Origin of the sequence: Turicibacter sp. TJ11, from assembly GCF_021497505.1 — a bacterium.
Classification (GTDB): domain Bacteria; phylum Bacillota_I; class Bacilli_A; order MOL361; family Turicibacteraceae; genus Turicibacter.
In genome coordinates this window covers 2,257,826-2,274,107 of sequence record NZ_CP069349.1, presented here as the reverse complement: position 1 = coordinate 2,274,107, position 16,282 = coordinate 2,257,826, and the positions used below count along the sequence as shown (strand labels likewise).

Below are 16,282 nucleotides of genomic sequence, written 5' to 3'. Positions count from 1 at the left end.
ATCACGTACTTTGCTTTAAAAAAGGAATCCACAAAAAGGTGAATTCCTTTTAGTTTAATTTAAAAAATTATTTGCATCCACATCCACAGCATTTTTCGCTTAATGAAGCAACACCTGGTAATTCTTTACCTTCTAAATATTCTAAAGAAGCTCCTCCACCTGTTGAGATGTGAGAGAATTTATCAGCGTATCCTAATTGCATTGCAGCAGCAGCTGAATCTCCACCACCGATGATTGTGATAGCACCTTCTAAGTTAGCGATTGCTTCACATACACCGATTGTTCCTTTAGCGAAGTTAGACATTTCGAATACACCCATTGGTCCATTCCATACAACTGTTTTAGCATCTTTTAATACGTTAGAGAATAACTCAACAGTAGCAGGTCCAACATCTAATCCCATTTCGTCATCAGCTAATTCATCAACTGAAACAACACGGAATTCAGTGTCATTAGAGAATTCTTTAGCAGCAACTGTATCGATTGGTAAAACTAATTTGTCTCCACCTTTTTCTAATAAAGCTTTTGCTAAATCTAATTTATCTTCTTCACATAAAGATTTACCAATGTTTTTACCTTGAGCTTTAAGGAATGTAAACATCATTCCTCCACCAACTAATACTTTGTCAGCTTTATCTAATAAGTTTTCGATAACTCCGATTTTATCAGATACTTTTGCTCCACCTAAGATAGCAACCATTGGACGTTGAGGTGCATCAACAGCTCCACCGATGAATTCGATTTCTTTTTCTAATAAGAATCCAGCTACAGCTTCTAAGTTAGCAGATATTCCAACGTTTGATGCATGAGCACGGTGTGCAGTACCGAATGCGTCGTTTACGAAGATATCTCCTAAAGAAGCCCAATATTTTCCTAACTCAGGATCGTTTTTAGATTCTTTTTTACCATCTAAATCTTCGAAACGAGTGTTTTCAAACATTAAAACTTCTCCGTCTTTTAACTCAGCGATAGCAGCTTCTAATTCAGCTCCACGAGTTTCAGGGATAAATTTAACATCTTTTCCTAATAATTCAGCTAAACGCTCTGCAGCTGGACGTAATGATTTAGATGCTTTATCTTCTTCAGTTTTCACTTTTCCTAAGTGAGAGAATAAGATAGCACGTCCACCATTTTCTAAGATGTATTTGATTGTAGGTAATGCCGCTACGATACGATTGTCATTTGTAATTTTTCCGTCTTTCATTGGTACGTTAAAATCAACACGTACAAGGACTTTCTTTCCATTTAACTCAACATCTTTAACAGTTTTTTTGTTCATGTGATGAGTCCTCCTTAAATTATTTTTCACAATATTATTTTAACGCTTTTTAACATATAATTCAAACATTACCTTTTGTTAAAGCGCTTTTATATAGTAATGAAGCCAATATAATCCTTCAGCTACAGTACGCTGTCTTATTTTTTCACGATTTCCATTAAAAATGTATGATTTTAAATGAATTTGCCCACACACATAGATCGCGATGTAAACTAATCCAACTGGTTTCGTTTCACTTCCACCATTGGGCCCTGCAATTTCAGTGATTCCGATCGTAATATCAGCGCCTGTTAGTTTAGCTAAATTAACTGCCATATCAGAAGCAATTTCTTCTGAAACCGCACCAAACTCCATTAAACGCTTTTTATCAATGTTTAAGCGATTTAGCTTCGATTCATAACTATATGTTACAACTCCTTCTAAAAACACGCTAGAGGCTCCAGAAACGTTCACAAGAGCAGATGAAAGCAAACCTCCGGTACTACTTTCAGCCGTTGCTATTTTTAGCCGCTTTTCTTGAAGAAGAGTAACAATCACTTCTGCCAAATCCGTCTCTTGATTACCTATGTAGTAATCTTTCATTAGTTCTTTAAATTCTTGATCAAAGTTTTCTAACTCTGATTCATAACCATCCATCGTTGAGACAATGTAATCGACTTTATCTGGAGCACAATATGGGGCTATGTTTAAGTGTGGATAACGGTCATACAAATGTAAAATCATTTCCTCAGCATAAGACTCACCAATCCCACATAGGCGATAACTTTTACTAATTTTACGCTCTCCTATTTTTTCAACCAAATAGGGTTTGACACTCTCTAAAAACATTAATTCAAGTTCCGCAGGAGGTCCAGGTAGTAAGAAAACGGATTGGTTATCTTGGCTTAAAAATAATCCCGGTGCTGTTCCATTATGATTTGGTAAGACTAAACCTTCTTTAAATCGAAACGCCTGACGTTGATTATTAAACGGAATGTTTTTTTTACTACGTTTGAAGTAATCACAAATCCCTTCGTAAATACCTTCATCAAAAACTAGCTCTGTTTTAAAATATCTAGCCACTCCATCTCTTGATAAATCATCGACTGTTGGACCTAATCCACCAATGGTAATGACCATCTCAGCATATTCATATGCCGTCTGTAATCCACGTACGATTTCATCTTCATTATCAGGAACAACTTGTTGATGTGTGACCTTTCCACCTAATTGCTCGATTTGTTTTGCGATAAATGCACTATTTGTATTAATTGTCTTCCCACTAAGAACCTCATTTCCAATCGCTAAAATAGCAACATTCATACCACTCACCTCTTTGTTTAACATGACCTAATTTATTATTTTTATTCTAATCTTTCATCGACCCATTGTCACTTGAAAAATAAAAAAAAGCTATCCCGAGTGGGATAGCTTCTAATATATCGCTTAACTAAAATTATTTAATTAAAGAAGCGAAGTATCCTAAAGTACGGATTAATTGGTTAGTGTAAGACATTTCGTTGTCATACCAAGCAGCAACTTTAACTAATTGCTCTCCGTTAACTTCCATAACTTTTGTTTGAGTTGCATCGAATAATGATCCGTAAGAAATTCCGATGATGTCTGCAGATACTAATTCTTCTTCAGTGTATCCGAATGATTCGTTAGCAGCAGCTTTCATTGCTTCGTTAATTTCAGCAGCAGATACTTTAGTGTTTAAAGTACATACTAACTCAGTTAATGAACCAGTGATAACTGGAACACGTTGAGCTCCACCATCTAATTTTCCGTTTAACTCAGGGATTACTAAACCGATAGCTTTAGCAGCTCCTGTTGAGTTAGGAACGATTGATGCAGCAGCAGCACGAGCACGACGTAAGTCACCTTTAGCGTGTGGTGCATCTAATGTATTTTGATCGTTAGTGTAAGCGTGGATTGTAGTCATGAATCCTTTTTGTACACCGAATTTATCGTTTAATACTTTAGCCATTGGAGCTAAACAGTTAGTTGTACAAGAAGCTCCTGAGATAACTGTTTCAGATCCGTCTAAGATATCTTGGTTTACATTGTAAACTACAGTTTTGATATCTCCTGTAGCTGGTGCAGAGATAACAACTTTTTTAGCTCCTGCTTTTAAGTGTAATCCAGCTTTTTCTTGTGAAGTGAAGAATCCAGTACATTCTAATACTACGTCTACTCCTAATTCTCCCCAAGGTAATAATTCTGGGTTACGTTCAGCAGTAACTTTGATTTCTTTTCCGTTTACTACGAAAGCACCTTCTTTAACTTCGATGTCTCCGTTGAAACGTCCTTGAGCTGAATCGTATTTGAATAAGTGAGCTAATGTTTTAGCATCAGTTAAGTCGTTGATTGCAACTACTTCGAAGTTATTGTTTTCGATCATTAAACGTAAAGCTAAGCGTCCGATACGCCCGAATCCATTAATCGCTACTTTAACAGCCATGTGTAGATTCCTCCTAAGATATTATAAAATTGGTTACTTTTCACATCTACGTGTTTATTAGACACATATTATATTGTGAAAAATTACTACATTTTTATTCTAACAATTTGTACCATGATAATCAAGTTATAAACCAATGTAAGCGTTTATAATAACAAATTGTTAACAAAAATGTTAAACTTTTTTCATTGAAAAATGAATATATTACCACTCACAACATTAAAATAGAGTATGGCCCACGCAATGCTATATTTTTTTGTCCAATTGTGGTAAAATGTGCTATAGAATTTTTATACAAAGAGGGGTGTCCTATGAGTAGTTATTTAGTACCAACAGTCATTGAACAAACAGCTCACGGTGAGCGTGCATACGATATTTATTCTCGATTATTAAAAGATCGTATTATTATGTTAAGTGGTGAAATTAATGATTATACAGCTAACATCGTTGTAGCTCAGCTTCTATTCTTAGCTGCTGAGGATCCAGATAAAGATATTAACCTTTATATTAATAGCCCTGGTGGATCAGTAACAGCAGGATTTGCTATCTTTGATACAATGAATTATATCAAATGTGATGTATCAACTATCTGTGTTGGGATGGCAGCTTCAATGGGTGCATTCTTACTTTCAGCTGGTGCTAAAGGTAAACGATTTGCCTTGCCTAATAGCGAAGTGATGATCCATCAACCATTAGGTGGAGCACAAGGACAAGCCACTGAGATTGCCATTGCTGCAAAACATATTTTAAAAACTCGTGATAAATTAAATCACATTTTATCTGCTCAAACAGGTCAACCACTTGAAAAAATTGAACAAGATACTGAACGTGACAACTTCATGTCAGCTGAAGAAGCAGTAGCTTACGGATTAGTTGATCAAGTTGTCACTCGTCCAGTTGATGTTTCTATTGAGCATAAAGGATAAAAAGTAGAGATTAAATCTCTACTTTTTATTTTGCTCTTAATTCATTAATTATCTCTTAAAACTTAAAAATAAATTATATTTTTTAATTTTACGATTCATTGTAAAGCTACACTTTAATCTAAATTACAATCTTTACTTCATTTAACGAATGAAAAAGGAACTGACTCTTGTTAGTCAGTTCCTTTTGATTAACGCTTAGGCTTTTGTGCCTTTAGCACCTTTTGTTCCTCCACCTTGTAATGCAAGAACGTTAGACTCAAATGAGAATGTTAAGCTTTCACGTTCACGTTGACGTTTTAATGCTAATTCAACAAGACTTGTCATTAACTCAGTAAAGTTTCGATCTGTTTTTTCCCATAAATAAAATGATAATGATCCTGGAATGGTATTAATTTCATTCACATACACGTTATTATCTTCTGCATTGATTAAGAAGTCAATACGAGCAACTCCTGCACTACCTAATACACGGAATGTTTGTAAAGCAAGATCTTGAACGTATTTTGTTCCTTCTTCTGTTAAACGGGCTGGGATAATACGGTTTGTACTTGCCATCCCTTGTGATTTAGTTCCAGAAGATTTGGCTCCTTTAGAACCTCCTCCACCTTCATACTTATCTTTAAAGCTTAAGAATTCGTCTGATCCCATCACTTCTTCTAAAACTGATGCTTTTGCACTTGAGAAATCTCCAATAACCGAGCAGTTAACTTCTACTAATTGAGTGACCATTTCTTCAACAATAAATTTATTGTCGTAACTAATCGCTTCTGTAATTCCTTCTTCTAATGATGCGCGATCAGTTGCTTTAGAAATCCCAACACTTGATCCTAAGCTAGCAGGCTTGATCATAACTGGGTACATTAATTTTTCTTCAATTGTATCTAAACAAGATTCTTGATTTGCATACCAATCTGATGAGTAATACCAAACATATTTTGTAATTGGTAATCCTGAATCACGTAAAATGTTTTTCATAAACACTTTATCTTGCCCTACTGCTGCAGCAGCGACTTCACATCCTGAATAAGGAATTCCATTTAATTCGAAGAATCCTTGTAATGCCCCGTCTTCACCATTTGTTCCATGAATAACTGGAATAGCAACATCGATTGTATTAACCACATTGCTTCCAAACTTTTTAGCTGGATAACGTTCGATTTGAATTTTACCGTTATTAGGTACAATAATAATACGTTGACATTTTTTTAATAACGCATCTAAATTTTTATATTCTTTGACATCGAATAATGCCTCACCTGTGTACCATTCACGTTTTTTAGACAAATAAACTGGCACAACATCATATTTTGTTCGATCGATGGCATGCATCGCCTGATTAGCAGAAATAATTGAAATTTCGTGTTCTACAGACTCACCACCAAAAAACACACCAACTTTTAACTTCATGAGGAAGCCCCCTTTAATTTAAGTTTAGTATCCTTCTTCAAGTATACCTTATCTGAACGTAAAAACATATGTTTATTTTATCAAGAAATAGCTCTCTTAAGAAACATTTTTTGTATCAATTATTCAAAATATGTCTCTAAATTTTTTTGATAAACTTCATAGGCCTTTTGAATCTCTTCAATTGAATTTTTACGAGAAAGCGGCGGTAAAGATGAAATGTTAAACCAACCAATATCCTCAGTTTCATGATTACATTTCGGTTCTCCCGCTACGACATTCCCTAGGAAATATAGACAATACACATCGTATACTGACTTTTTAATATAGTTTCTTCTATCAAAAACTGCTAATAACTTCGTACAATCGATGACATATCCTGATTCTTCAAATGTTTCTTTGATTGCAGTTTCTTTAGGTGAGCAATCAATATCACACCAACCACCTGGTAAAGACCAAAGTCCGCTATCTTTCTCTTTAACTAGCAACACTTGATCTTCGTTAATAACTAGTGAACGTACAGCAGGTTGAGGGGTTGGATAAGTAAAATCTTTATACAAGTCACATTCATTCAAAGGTAACGATGTATAATCATGTAACATCTTAATACTTATCTCTTTTAATTCTTTGTAATTATCAACCGCATATGGATCGGTTGAAAATGATAAGCCAATCTGTGAAATTGATTGAACCTTTTTAATAAAGTCTAAAACTTGATCATCCATCCCACTTCCCTACTTTCTATAAAGTTTAATTTGTCATCTACAGCTACAGCAATTATTCAGCAAATAATTCAGGTAAGTCATTTTCAATTAAAACAAACGCTCCTGGTTCTACCACTTCATACATCACTTTAAACGCTTCAGTTAAGTTTTCAGCAACGGTAATTTTGTCTTCATCAAATCCGACTTCTTTTAATCCCTCTTGAATTGGCTCTGTTTGTTTTTTACCGACTAAGATGACATAGTCACATGTATCTTTCATGTAAGTTCCAAAGGCTTTATTTAATTCAAATTGAGCTGTCCCTAAATCAACCATTCCAGGTGTTAAAACGATACGTTTTCCATTCATTTGTCCTAAAACTTCTAACGCCATTTTTGATCCGACTGGATTTGAGTTGAAAGCATCATCAATAATCGTAAAGTTTCCATTTCGACGTAATTCTAATCGATGCGTGACTGGCTTCATCTTACGAACAGCCACTTGCATTTTTTCTACTGGAATTCCTAGTTCGTTTCCTAAAGCAATACTAGCAACCGTATTATAAATATTATGAAGTCCTAATAACTTCGTTTGGAATTGATGAACACTTCCATCTCGGAATGTCACATTAAACGTTGTACCTTTTTCGCTCACCACAATATCACTTGCTCGATAGTCTGCTTCACGTTCAATTCCATACGTATAAACGGTACATTTTCCAGTAAACTTTGTTTCATAGTAATCACGAATATTTTCATCATCGATGTTAATAAAACCAATTCCATCTTGCGGTAAATATTCAATTAACTCAAATTTTGTTCGTTTAACGTTATCAATTGTTTTATATGTTTCTAAATGTTGTGGCCCAACTGATGTTAATACTCCGTATTTTGGATAAGCAATCTCACATAACTCCTTGATTTCTCCAACTTTATAGGCACCCATTTCCGCAATAAATTTACTGTGGATGGGTTTTAAATAATTACGAATCGTGATCGTAATTCCCATTGGCGTATTATAACTTTCAGGTGTCATTAACGTATTAAACTGTTCTGATAAAATAGCATTTAACGCGTGTTTGGTACTCGTTTTTCCATAGCTTCCAGTTACACCAATTACATCTAATGATGGCGATCCTTTGATGATACGACGCGCATCATTAATAAACCCTAATCGAATACTATTTTCCATCGGTTTATTTAACTGATTGGCAAGTAACATTAATAAATAAGCAAATAGGTTAAAGGTTAATAACCAACCTGTAATCTGTGAAAGTAGAATACTACCACTTGCATTTAAAAATAATGAACTTAATCCAGCAATTAATAACATGATAATGCTTCCTGTTGCAACGATACGCCACACACGAGCCGTCATTTTTAGTGGTTTTTTCGATTCCTTTGAAACTCCACTACTAATCTTAATCATTCCTAACCCTAATATACCGATAACGATTGTTCCAACACTTAAAACTGACGATGGAAGTGGAAATAAGAAACTAATCACTAATAACGCCCAGTAGGCAATCACTAAGACTGACAGTGGTGCAGGTAACGCAACTAAACGATGCCCAGCAATCCATGTCGTAAAGCGATCATTCATATAATGACATTGCTGTAGCATTTGAAGGGCATGACTCATACGTCCCCACAGTGTCCAAAGTAAAGCCAAACTTAAAATTCCTAATAAAACACCTAAAATCATACTCATCGATTATTCACCTCTTTCTTTTTCTAAGAACACATCAATAACACGGAAAAATTGTCCTAAACAATCTAAATAAGAATAATGTCCCGCTCCTTTGAAGACCACTAATCCAGATCCAGAAATTTTTTGTTCCATAATCTTCGCATCACTTAATGGAGTGGCATCATCTAATTCACCCCATACAAGTAACGTTTCTGCTTTGATGGATGGCATTAAATGCTGTAAATCTTCATTAACGACTTTACTCATAATTTGACGCATCATCGGTGAGGCATTTTTATAGTCAGACGATCCTGCATTCTCCATCATTTTTTCTTTATACGCACGTAGTCCTGGTAAGCTTAATACTTTTTTACCTAGCTTATAAGTATAAACTCGCATATAGTAATCTAATCCACGTTTCGGTTTAACTCCTGCACTATCGATTAAGACTAACTTATTTAAATCATTTTGACGACCTGCATAAATAATCCCAACACGTCCACCAAAAGAATGACCAAAAATAGTTGGGCTTTTAATCTCTAATTGTTTAACAAATTTTTCTACCATATCGGCATAATCATAAACCGACCAAATACTTTTTGGTTCTTCACTTTGTCCAAATCCCGGAAAATCTAAACTATAAACTTGAAAATTTTGCTTTAAATAATCGAATACTGGCTTAAACGCAGCAACACTTTGTCCCCACCCATGTAATAACAGAATTGGGTGCCCCTGTCCCTCTACTTCATAATAAATATTTATGTCATCTATCTTAATGAACATTGTTCACCATCTCCTAAACTATAGTCTTTACTATTATATGACAATCGTCCACAAAATTTAAGGGTCTATCAAAAAAAAACTAATATTTACATTTATTAATAAATAATAGAAAATAATTCCTCATAATAAGGACTTTTTTAACAGAAATTACTGGGTTCAAACCTATTATACGCAATAAAAAGGAAGAATGATACACTTCTTCCTTTTACTCGCTGTTTTCATCTACTTCATCTATAGAATTTAAAATCACTGTTAAAAATAACGCCTGTTCAACAGGTAAAATCGTTGAATTATAAATGGTGATTTCATAAGTGGTCGTAAATAATGACCATTTTTTCTTTACTTTATACAACATTTCACCGTTCATGTCTTCAATCATATATTCTGAAAAAATTCTAAACCAACGTTGCTTTGAAATCGCAATTTCATTAAAGCTCGTGTCATAAAAGTGAAAGGTTTTTCCCCATCTAAAAAAATCACGAATCACTTGCTCTCCAATAAATCCAACCGGATCATCCGCTCCATTATAAACTTGTGCTATTCGATTTAATCGTACATTAAAACGTTTCACCTGCTGTTCTGATCCATAAACATTTCCCTTTAAGTCTTTTAACACTAATCGTTCTCCAAAAATGTTAAAATAAAGTCCCTCCATCTCACCAACTTTTTCACCTTCAACATACACTTTATAATGTTTATTAAATGAAAACCAACTCTTTTTCACCGTAATGGTAGAGGCTTCATTTAACTGAACTAGCAAATCGGTAGGTGTAGCTATATTTTCCGCTTTACAAGATACATTCGTTTGATAAATTAAAATGATAGCAAGAAAAAGACTCATCATCCATTTAAAATTAAATTTCATAGCACTTCTCCTTATGTTAAATCTATCTTTAGTATACACATTATCAAATAAAAATTGCCTCAAACTACATTGAGGCAATTTTTTTACGACGATCATAACTGTGATAAAAGTTTGAAAGGATAATTAAACATGTAATAGCTGAAACAGAAAAGCCAAGGCCAAATCCCGGTGAGCAGTAAATAAGCTCAATCTCATATTCTCCACCCTCAGATAGACCAATTCCAATGAACCCATCATTTACTTCATAAATAGGAACTTCTTTCCCGTTTGCATAAGCTATCCATCCTTCATTATAAGGAATAGAATAAGTCAGTAATGTCTTAGATGACGTCACATAATCATGTTTAATTTTATTTGGTTCATACCTGACTTCTTTTGCCCCGAGCATTTGACGCATTTGAGCCGCCTCAAAGTATTGAATCTCACCTAGATTTTCTGGTAATAGTGTAAGGTCAAACGACTGTAAACCATAAGTTTGTGCTAAACGTTCATCTTCTAAAATAATGCATTTCAAAAATACATAGTGTTGCTGTTGACGATTTAGTTTGTTGAATTCAGATTCTAATACATAATAAAGACTGCTCGTTCCAACAGGAATAAAGTACTCATTTTCATAAATGGTAATTCCTGAAATACGGTCATAGTATTGATAGCCAGGAAGCGGGACTTCATAATCCGCGGTAAAGTAATACTTCGCCGATAACGCGGTTGTTAGCATATAATCCATTGCTGAAATAGACAGACTTTTTTTAACGCGTTCATCTAACATCCACGAAACATCATGTGAAGATGAGACAAGATATGGATTAGCAATCGAAAACCCGTTATACCCTTGATAAAGCGGCTCATTATACTGAATTTCATAACTATTAATGATGCGGTAAAACTCTGGGTCTATCGCTTGTAAGTAATTTACGACCGCGTATGTCTTATTCGTGATGGACTGCTCATCTACCATATAATTTTTAACAAAGACAGACTGCTCTTGATTGGTCGCAAAGTAAACATGAGACACGACAATGCATTCAATCATCAAAAAAGAAACAATAGTCTTCCAACTAAATGTCTGATCCCCTTCTACTATTTTACTAAGAATAACGCGGTATAATTTCATCATGAAAATAATCATTAACCCTAACATTAAATAAGGAGATAAAACAATTAACTCATCTATGATGTCATTTCCTGTTAAAGAAGATAATTTGGGGTGTTTTAAGTACAGTTGAAAGAGAAAAACACCTCCTAATACGATCAGCAGCAACTCTTTAAAGAAACTAGTCGTTTGTCTTAATAGATTGATATTAACTAATCTTAAATCATTAAAAACATAAGCCACTATTAACGTGTTAAACAAAATTAAAAAGATTGAAATCACATTCGTATTTAAAGGAGCCAGCGACGTCACATTCACTAATTCAAGTGACTGAGTCAAAAACACAACCATTAAGATAAGTATATATGAAAAAACAGTTATTCTTCTTGCCTCTTTACTTACTAACTTGATAAATTGAGGAATTATTAATACAACTAAAGCCGATTGATAAAGTGGGACAAAACTTATATTCTTAGCAAACATGATTGATCCTTTAAAGGACTCATGAAAAGGCGGAAATAATCCTTGAACAAAAAGTCCTAATAATGATCCTAAAGTGATGCCCTCCCTTAATTCTATAGACATAGCATTTAGTGCAAGACATAAAGGTAAGATAAAGATCATGTTGATTCCAGCAATTAAAATTGTTGAGATGAAAAACTTCTTCACATCATCAACAAAAATTTCTCGACTTTTTTCTCTTTCTATTTTCAAACGAATAAAGATATAGACAATGAAAAAAGGTAAGGATAACGCTGTAAAGGTGAAATGTGAAAGCAGCATGATCGTATAAGTCGCTACAAAGTACCTCTTACGACCAGAAGACAGAAGTTTCTCAATTCCATAAAGTACAAGCGGAACAAAGAAAAGTAACTCGATCGTAACAAATTCACTTAAATTACTTAAATACCACCCATTATAAAGATATAAGATACTTGCCACTAAAATGGTATGCCCCTTAAACCACTTCGTTTGCCGCATATATAATGACAAGGACCAGGTTGCTAGTAATGTTTTTAGTAGAAGTAGCGGGAAGTATAACTTAGGTAATAGACTAGTTGAAAAAGGTAGCGTCAATAAAAAAAATGGATTAAAGACCGAATATACATTTTGAGCTCCTAGAAAGTTTCCACCTAAAAAGAAATTAAACGACCACATAGGCAACGTTTTTTGAAATAACAGATCGTGCGCATTTGTATAAATGGATAAATAATTCTCAAAATACTGTCCTTTAACAGAATAAATAAAATGATTTGAAAAAATAAAACCCCAAAAAATAATAATAAACATTAAAGCAATATAACCAAATGCTTTTTTCATATATTCTAAAGTTGTCAACACAACATCCCACCTAACCACCATGAATTAGTTTCATTTTACCATAAAAACTATTTATCATTCCCAAAAAATAGCTATTAAATTAAGACACATTACGAGTCATATGTTAATGATATTTGATATACTAAAACAGGTGATAATAATGGATAGATATAATATTATAAAAGAAAAATTTCCACGTGAAATCGTTCTTCTTAAAAGTCGCCCGTGTGCCTATGGAAAATGCGCCTTTTGTGACTACATTGGTGACAACTCAACCAACGTTGAAGAAATGAACCAATTAAATAAAGAAGTGTTATCAAATGTTAAAGGGATTTATGATACGTTTGAAGTCATCAACTCAGGAAATATTTTTGATTTGCCTAAAGAAACATTAACGATGATTAAGTCAACAATCGATGAACATGAATTTAAGAAACTGTTCGCTGAGGCCCATTGGATTTATCGAAACCATCTAGATAAAATGCGTAATCGTCTAGAAATCGATATAATGTTTAAAACTGGAGTCGAGTCATTTGATTACGATTTTCGTGAAAAGTTTTTAAAAAAAGGAGCTCCTTTTCAAAGTGTTGAGGAGTTAAAAAAATATTTTGATTCTCCTTGTATCATGGTTGGAATAAAGGGCCAAACAAAAGAAATGATTAAACGTGATATTGATATTGTTTTAAATCAATTTGATCATGCAACCGTAAATGTTTATTGTGAAAATACAACGATAATTAAACCCGATCCAAAACTTAAAGAATGGTTCTATGAAGAATATAAATGGTTAGATGATGTTAATCATTTAGAAGTTTTATGGAATAACACTGACTTTGGAGTGGGTGACTAAAAAAGCAAGAACGAATAGTTCTTGCTTTTTCTATTTGACTTCTTACAGGGATGACCCCTATCAACAAAAAACTATTTAATTCATTTAAGTCTTTTACTACTATTTTCTTAACTTTGACATCACTAATTTCTAAAAAATAACGTATTTTTATCAAAATTAAGCACATTGAGTTCATTCGTCTGTACACCCTACTTTATATCTAACTTTACAGAGTTTGACTTAAATACCCAAAGATCAATTTTAATTTTCCGTCTGTATAGCCAAATGTATAAGTGAATTGATAAAACTATTAATAAGGTTAATTTAATGATTTTTAACACTTCTCTTCTTTTAATCTACTTCTAGGAAAATCATTATGAATAAAAAAACCAGCCAAAAAGGCTGGTCTATATCTTATAAATCTAACGGATCAACTTTCTTTAATAAATAAACAAATGGTGTATCCGAGATACTTAAAATCACTTTAAAGAAATATGTAATGAAGAAAATTTCAACAGCAACGTCCATGCTCCATAAACCAAACATCACAACAATTGCCGTAAAAATAAATGTATCTACAAATTGACTAATTAACGTACTACCGTTATTTCGTAACCATAACCATTTATCTTCTGGGAATCTTTCCTTAATAAGATGGAAAATAAACACATCTATATTTTGAGAAACGATGAATGAACTTAATCCCGCGATTGTGAAAACTGGTAAAGCTAAACTAAATAATCCATCCATATGAGGTTGTGCCCAATCTGACTCATGTGGCGTAAAGAATAATGAAAACTGAGTTACAATTAAAAACGATAATTGCGTGAAAAACCCGATAAATACAGCTGTCATCGCAGCTTTTTTCCCATATTTTTCACTTAATAAATCAGTCGCTAAGAAAATTCCACTAAACATCGTGTTTCCTAGAGTTGTTGCAATTCCGAAAATAGTTGTTGTTTTAGCTACTTGAATATTAGCCGCAATAACACTCATTGTAATATATGCATATAATCCTTTTCGACCAAATAGCTTGTAGCTTAGGACAACTAAGAAAAAGTTAACAATGATGAACAATACTGCAATTAATTCATTTGTCATAATAATCACCCTTATCTTCTAGTTTATAACAATAAAAAAACTCCTAAGAAAAAACAGGAGCAGATAAGATCATGATTAAACAAACGCATCACAAAATAAGTCTGCGTTCGTAAAACTAGACCTCCTATTTTTGATAAAGCTGGATTCTGCCAACAGCATGAGGATTTTATTCATGTTACAGTAAGATATTATATCACGAATTCTGTCGAAATCATACATTTTTCGACAATTGTAATATTTTATGTAACTATTCAGCCTAGTAGAAAAGAGTATCACAAAAAGGAGTGCTCGTTTAGTGAAGTACTCCTTGTGAATGTTATGAAAATTGAATCGTATTTCCCATTAAAATGGTTTCAATACTTTCGATAATATTTAATCCTTGCTTTTGACAAGTAGAGATGAAACCTCTGATTCGGGCGAAACAATGAGCCCCTTTTTCTGTTCGAAAACATCCGGATATTTTTTGTTTAGTTTTAGTCATTCGGACATCACGCTCAGCTAAATTATTATCAAACGGAACTTCAACTTGATACAGAAATTCTAATACTTCTTCTTGTCGTTTCGATAAACGATTGAGTAATCGAACGGAATCCGTATTCTTTTCATGCAGTTTTAAAGGATTCTCACGGTAACCCTCTTCGATGATTTGTTGGTATCGTTTCTCAAACTCCTGTATTTTAGATAAGGGTAAAGGATATTCCGTCTCTTCTGAATAAGTTTTAGCTTCAAGTAATAATTTCGTCATGTTTTTTGCCCACTGTTGGTTCTCAAAATCGATGATTCCTTTAAACTCTCTTAAATGATGAACGTTACATAAAGCATGCGTACAATCATCATATTTAAAATACGGGGTCCAATGGTCATGGATGACGGTTCCTTTGAAAGAGGGAAGAATGCCATTGGCTTCAATGGCTTGAGAGCCACGCTTTTCATGAACAAAGTAATGCGTGAATTTTTGATTTGAAGTCACGTGAAGCCAGTGTCTCTTTCCATTGACATAACAGCCTGTTTCATCTAAATGAAGATGATTTGATGCCAAAAGATTTTCTTTGATTGAAGCTTCAGTCGTTTCTAATAACTCATCACATCGTTTCGTCATATTCACCAGTGTTCCTTGGCTGATGGTCGCTTTGAAAATATCTTGAGTCAATTGTTTCAGACGGTTGAAAGGAATCAATTGATAGTGACTGAAATAAGTTAATACACTTGTTAAATGTGGCCCATATTGTGTCGGTTGTGTGACATGTTTCGGAAATAGTCCTTCATTTTTAAAGTGACAGTTAGGACATACTTTAATTTGAGATTGATGCTCAGTGACTTGAAGCCTTAATCTCGGTAAATCAAAAACTTGACGTCGAATCGTTTTTTGAGGTTCAACGTTTTCTAAACAACACCCACACCCTCGGCAAATTTTCGGATGATGTGTGACGACATGATCCGGATCTTTTATCATTTTTAAGGTTGAACCTTGATGTCCGACTTGACCACCCGGTTTTTTATTTGAAGGTTGACGCAAACTTTTTGTCTTTTTAAAACCATCGGTTGAGGGAGGTTATTACCCTACTAGTGGGTGATGTCTGCTATCGCAGGGCAGGGAACCCACGACTGTTTTGACTTGTTTTATTTGATTGTTTTTCAAGTTTTTTAAGGCGAGCATCTAAATCTGAAATGATTTTATTTTGTTTCTCAATCGTTTGAGATAAATCAGAGATTTGAGTGGAAAGTCCTTGAACTAAAGTAATGACGGATTGAATTCCTTCATGATAAACTTTGATGATTTCAGATTCTGACATAAGATGACACCTTCTTCTAAAGTTGGAATAGTAAGGATATTATAACGTAAATCTT

General features: G+C 33.8%; 14 protein-coding genes. 2 read left to right on the top strand and 12 right to left on the bottom strand.

What is annotated here, in order from left to right:
- Positions 1 to 67: 67 nt before the first annotated feature.
- From pgk to gap, 3 genes are all read right to left on the bottom strand, one after another.
- Positions 68 to 1,279: a phosphoglycerate kinase gene (pgk, locus tag JRC48_RS10915; RefSeq protein ID WP_235069532.1), complete on the bottom strand. Its 1,212-nt coding sequence runs from the start codon at positions 1,277 to 1,279 to the stop codon at positions 68 to 70.
- 78 nt (positions 1,280 to 1,357) lie between these two features.
- Positions 1,358 to 2,581 carry a competence/damage-inducible protein A gene (locus JRC48_RS10910; protein WP_235069531.1) on the bottom strand — a complete coding sequence of 408 codons (1,224 nt, stop codon included), beginning with the start codon at positions 2,579 to 2,581 and terminating at the stop codon, positions 1,358 to 1,360.
- Positions 2,582 to 2,714: 133 nt separating this feature from the next.
- Positions 2,715 to 3,722, bottom strand: a complete 1,008-nt coding sequence (gene gap / locus JRC48_RS10905) for a type I glyceraldehyde-3-phosphate dehydrogenase (RefSeq protein ID WP_235069530.1) — start codon at positions 3,720 to 3,722, stop codon at positions 2,715 to 2,717.
- A 311-nt stretch (positions 3,723 to 4,033) separates the two neighbouring features.
- Between gap and clpP the strand changes: the two genes are divergently transcribed.
- On the top strand, positions 4,034 to 4,648 hold the full coding sequence (clpP, locus tag JRC48_RS10900; RefSeq protein ID WP_235069529.1) for an ATP-dependent Clp endopeptidase proteolytic subunit ClpP: 615 nt from the start codon (positions 4,034 to 4,036) through the stop codon (positions 4,646 to 4,648).
- A 195-nt stretch (positions 4,649 to 4,843) separates the two neighbouring features.
- On the opposite strand, the gene JRC48_RS10895 is transcribed toward clpP, so the two are convergent.
- From JRC48_RS10895 to JRC48_RS10870, 6 genes are all read right to left on the bottom strand, one after another.
- Positions 4,844 to 6,055, bottom strand: a complete 1,212-nt coding sequence (locus JRC48_RS10895; RefSeq protein ID WP_235069528.1) for a D-alanine--D-alanine ligase family protein — start codon at positions 6,053 to 6,055, stop codon at positions 4,844 to 4,846.
- 119 nt (positions 6,056 to 6,174) lie between these two features.
- Entirely contained in the window at positions 6,175 to 6,777 is a 603-nt protein-coding gene (locus JRC48_RS10890) for an NUDIX hydrolase (protein WP_235069527.1), read from the bottom strand.
- Positions 6,778 to 6,829: 52 nt separating this feature from the next.
- Positions 6,830 to 8,464, bottom strand: a complete 1,635-nt coding sequence (locus JRC48_RS10885) for a Mur ligase family protein (protein ID WP_235069526.1) — start codon at positions 8,462 to 8,464, stop codon at positions 6,830 to 6,832.
- A gap of 3 nt (positions 8,465 to 8,467) precedes the next feature.
- Entirely contained in the window at positions 8,468 to 9,226 is a 759-nt protein-coding gene (locus tag JRC48_RS10880) for an alpha/beta fold hydrolase (RefSeq protein WP_235069525.1), read from the bottom strand.
- Positions 9,227 to 9,431: 205 nt separating this feature from the next.
- On the bottom strand, positions 9,432 to 10,091 hold the full coding sequence (locus JRC48_RS10875; protein ID WP_235069524.1) for a hypothetical protein: 660 nt from the start codon (positions 10,089 to 10,091) through the stop codon (positions 9,432 to 9,434).
- A gap of 64 nt (positions 10,092 to 10,155) precedes the next feature.
- On the bottom strand, positions 10,156 to 12,525 hold the full coding sequence (locus tag JRC48_RS10870; protein WP_235069523.1) for a YfhO family protein: 2,370 nt from the start codon (positions 12,523 to 12,525) through the stop codon (positions 10,156 to 10,158).
- Positions 12,526 to 12,664: 139 nt separating this feature from the next.
- On the opposite strand from JRC48_RS10870, the gene JRC48_RS10865 reads away from it, so the two are divergent.
- Positions 12,665 to 13,354, top strand: coding sequence for a radical SAM protein (locus JRC48_RS10865; RefSeq protein ID WP_235069522.1), 690 nt, complete (start codon positions 12,665 to 12,667; stop codon positions 13,352 to 13,354).
- Between the two features lie 393 nt (positions 13,355 to 13,747).
- Here JRC48_RS10865 and JRC48_RS10860 read toward each other — a convergent pair whose 3' ends face one another.
- The 3 genes from JRC48_RS10860 to JRC48_RS10850 all read right to left on the bottom strand — a co-directional run bounded on the left by JRC48_RS10860 (position 13,748) and on the right by JRC48_RS10850 (position 16,227).
- Positions 13,748 to 14,434: a queuosine precursor transporter gene (locus JRC48_RS10860; RefSeq protein ID WP_235069521.1), complete on the bottom strand. Its 687-nt coding sequence runs from the start codon at positions 14,432 to 14,434 to the stop codon at positions 13,748 to 13,750.
- A 316-nt stretch (positions 14,435 to 14,750) separates the two neighbouring features.
- Positions 14,751 to 15,950, bottom strand: a complete 1,200-nt coding sequence (locus tag JRC48_RS10855; RefSeq protein WP_235069520.1) for an IS66 family transposase — start codon at positions 15,948 to 15,950, stop codon at positions 14,751 to 14,753.
- Positions 15,951 to 16,014: 64 nt separating this feature from the next.
- A complete protein-coding gene (locus JRC48_RS10850; protein WP_235069519.1) occupies positions 16,015 to 16,227 on the bottom strand; it encodes a hypothetical protein in 213 nt (70 codons plus the stop codon).
- Positions 16,228 to 16,282: the final 55 nt, after the last annotated feature.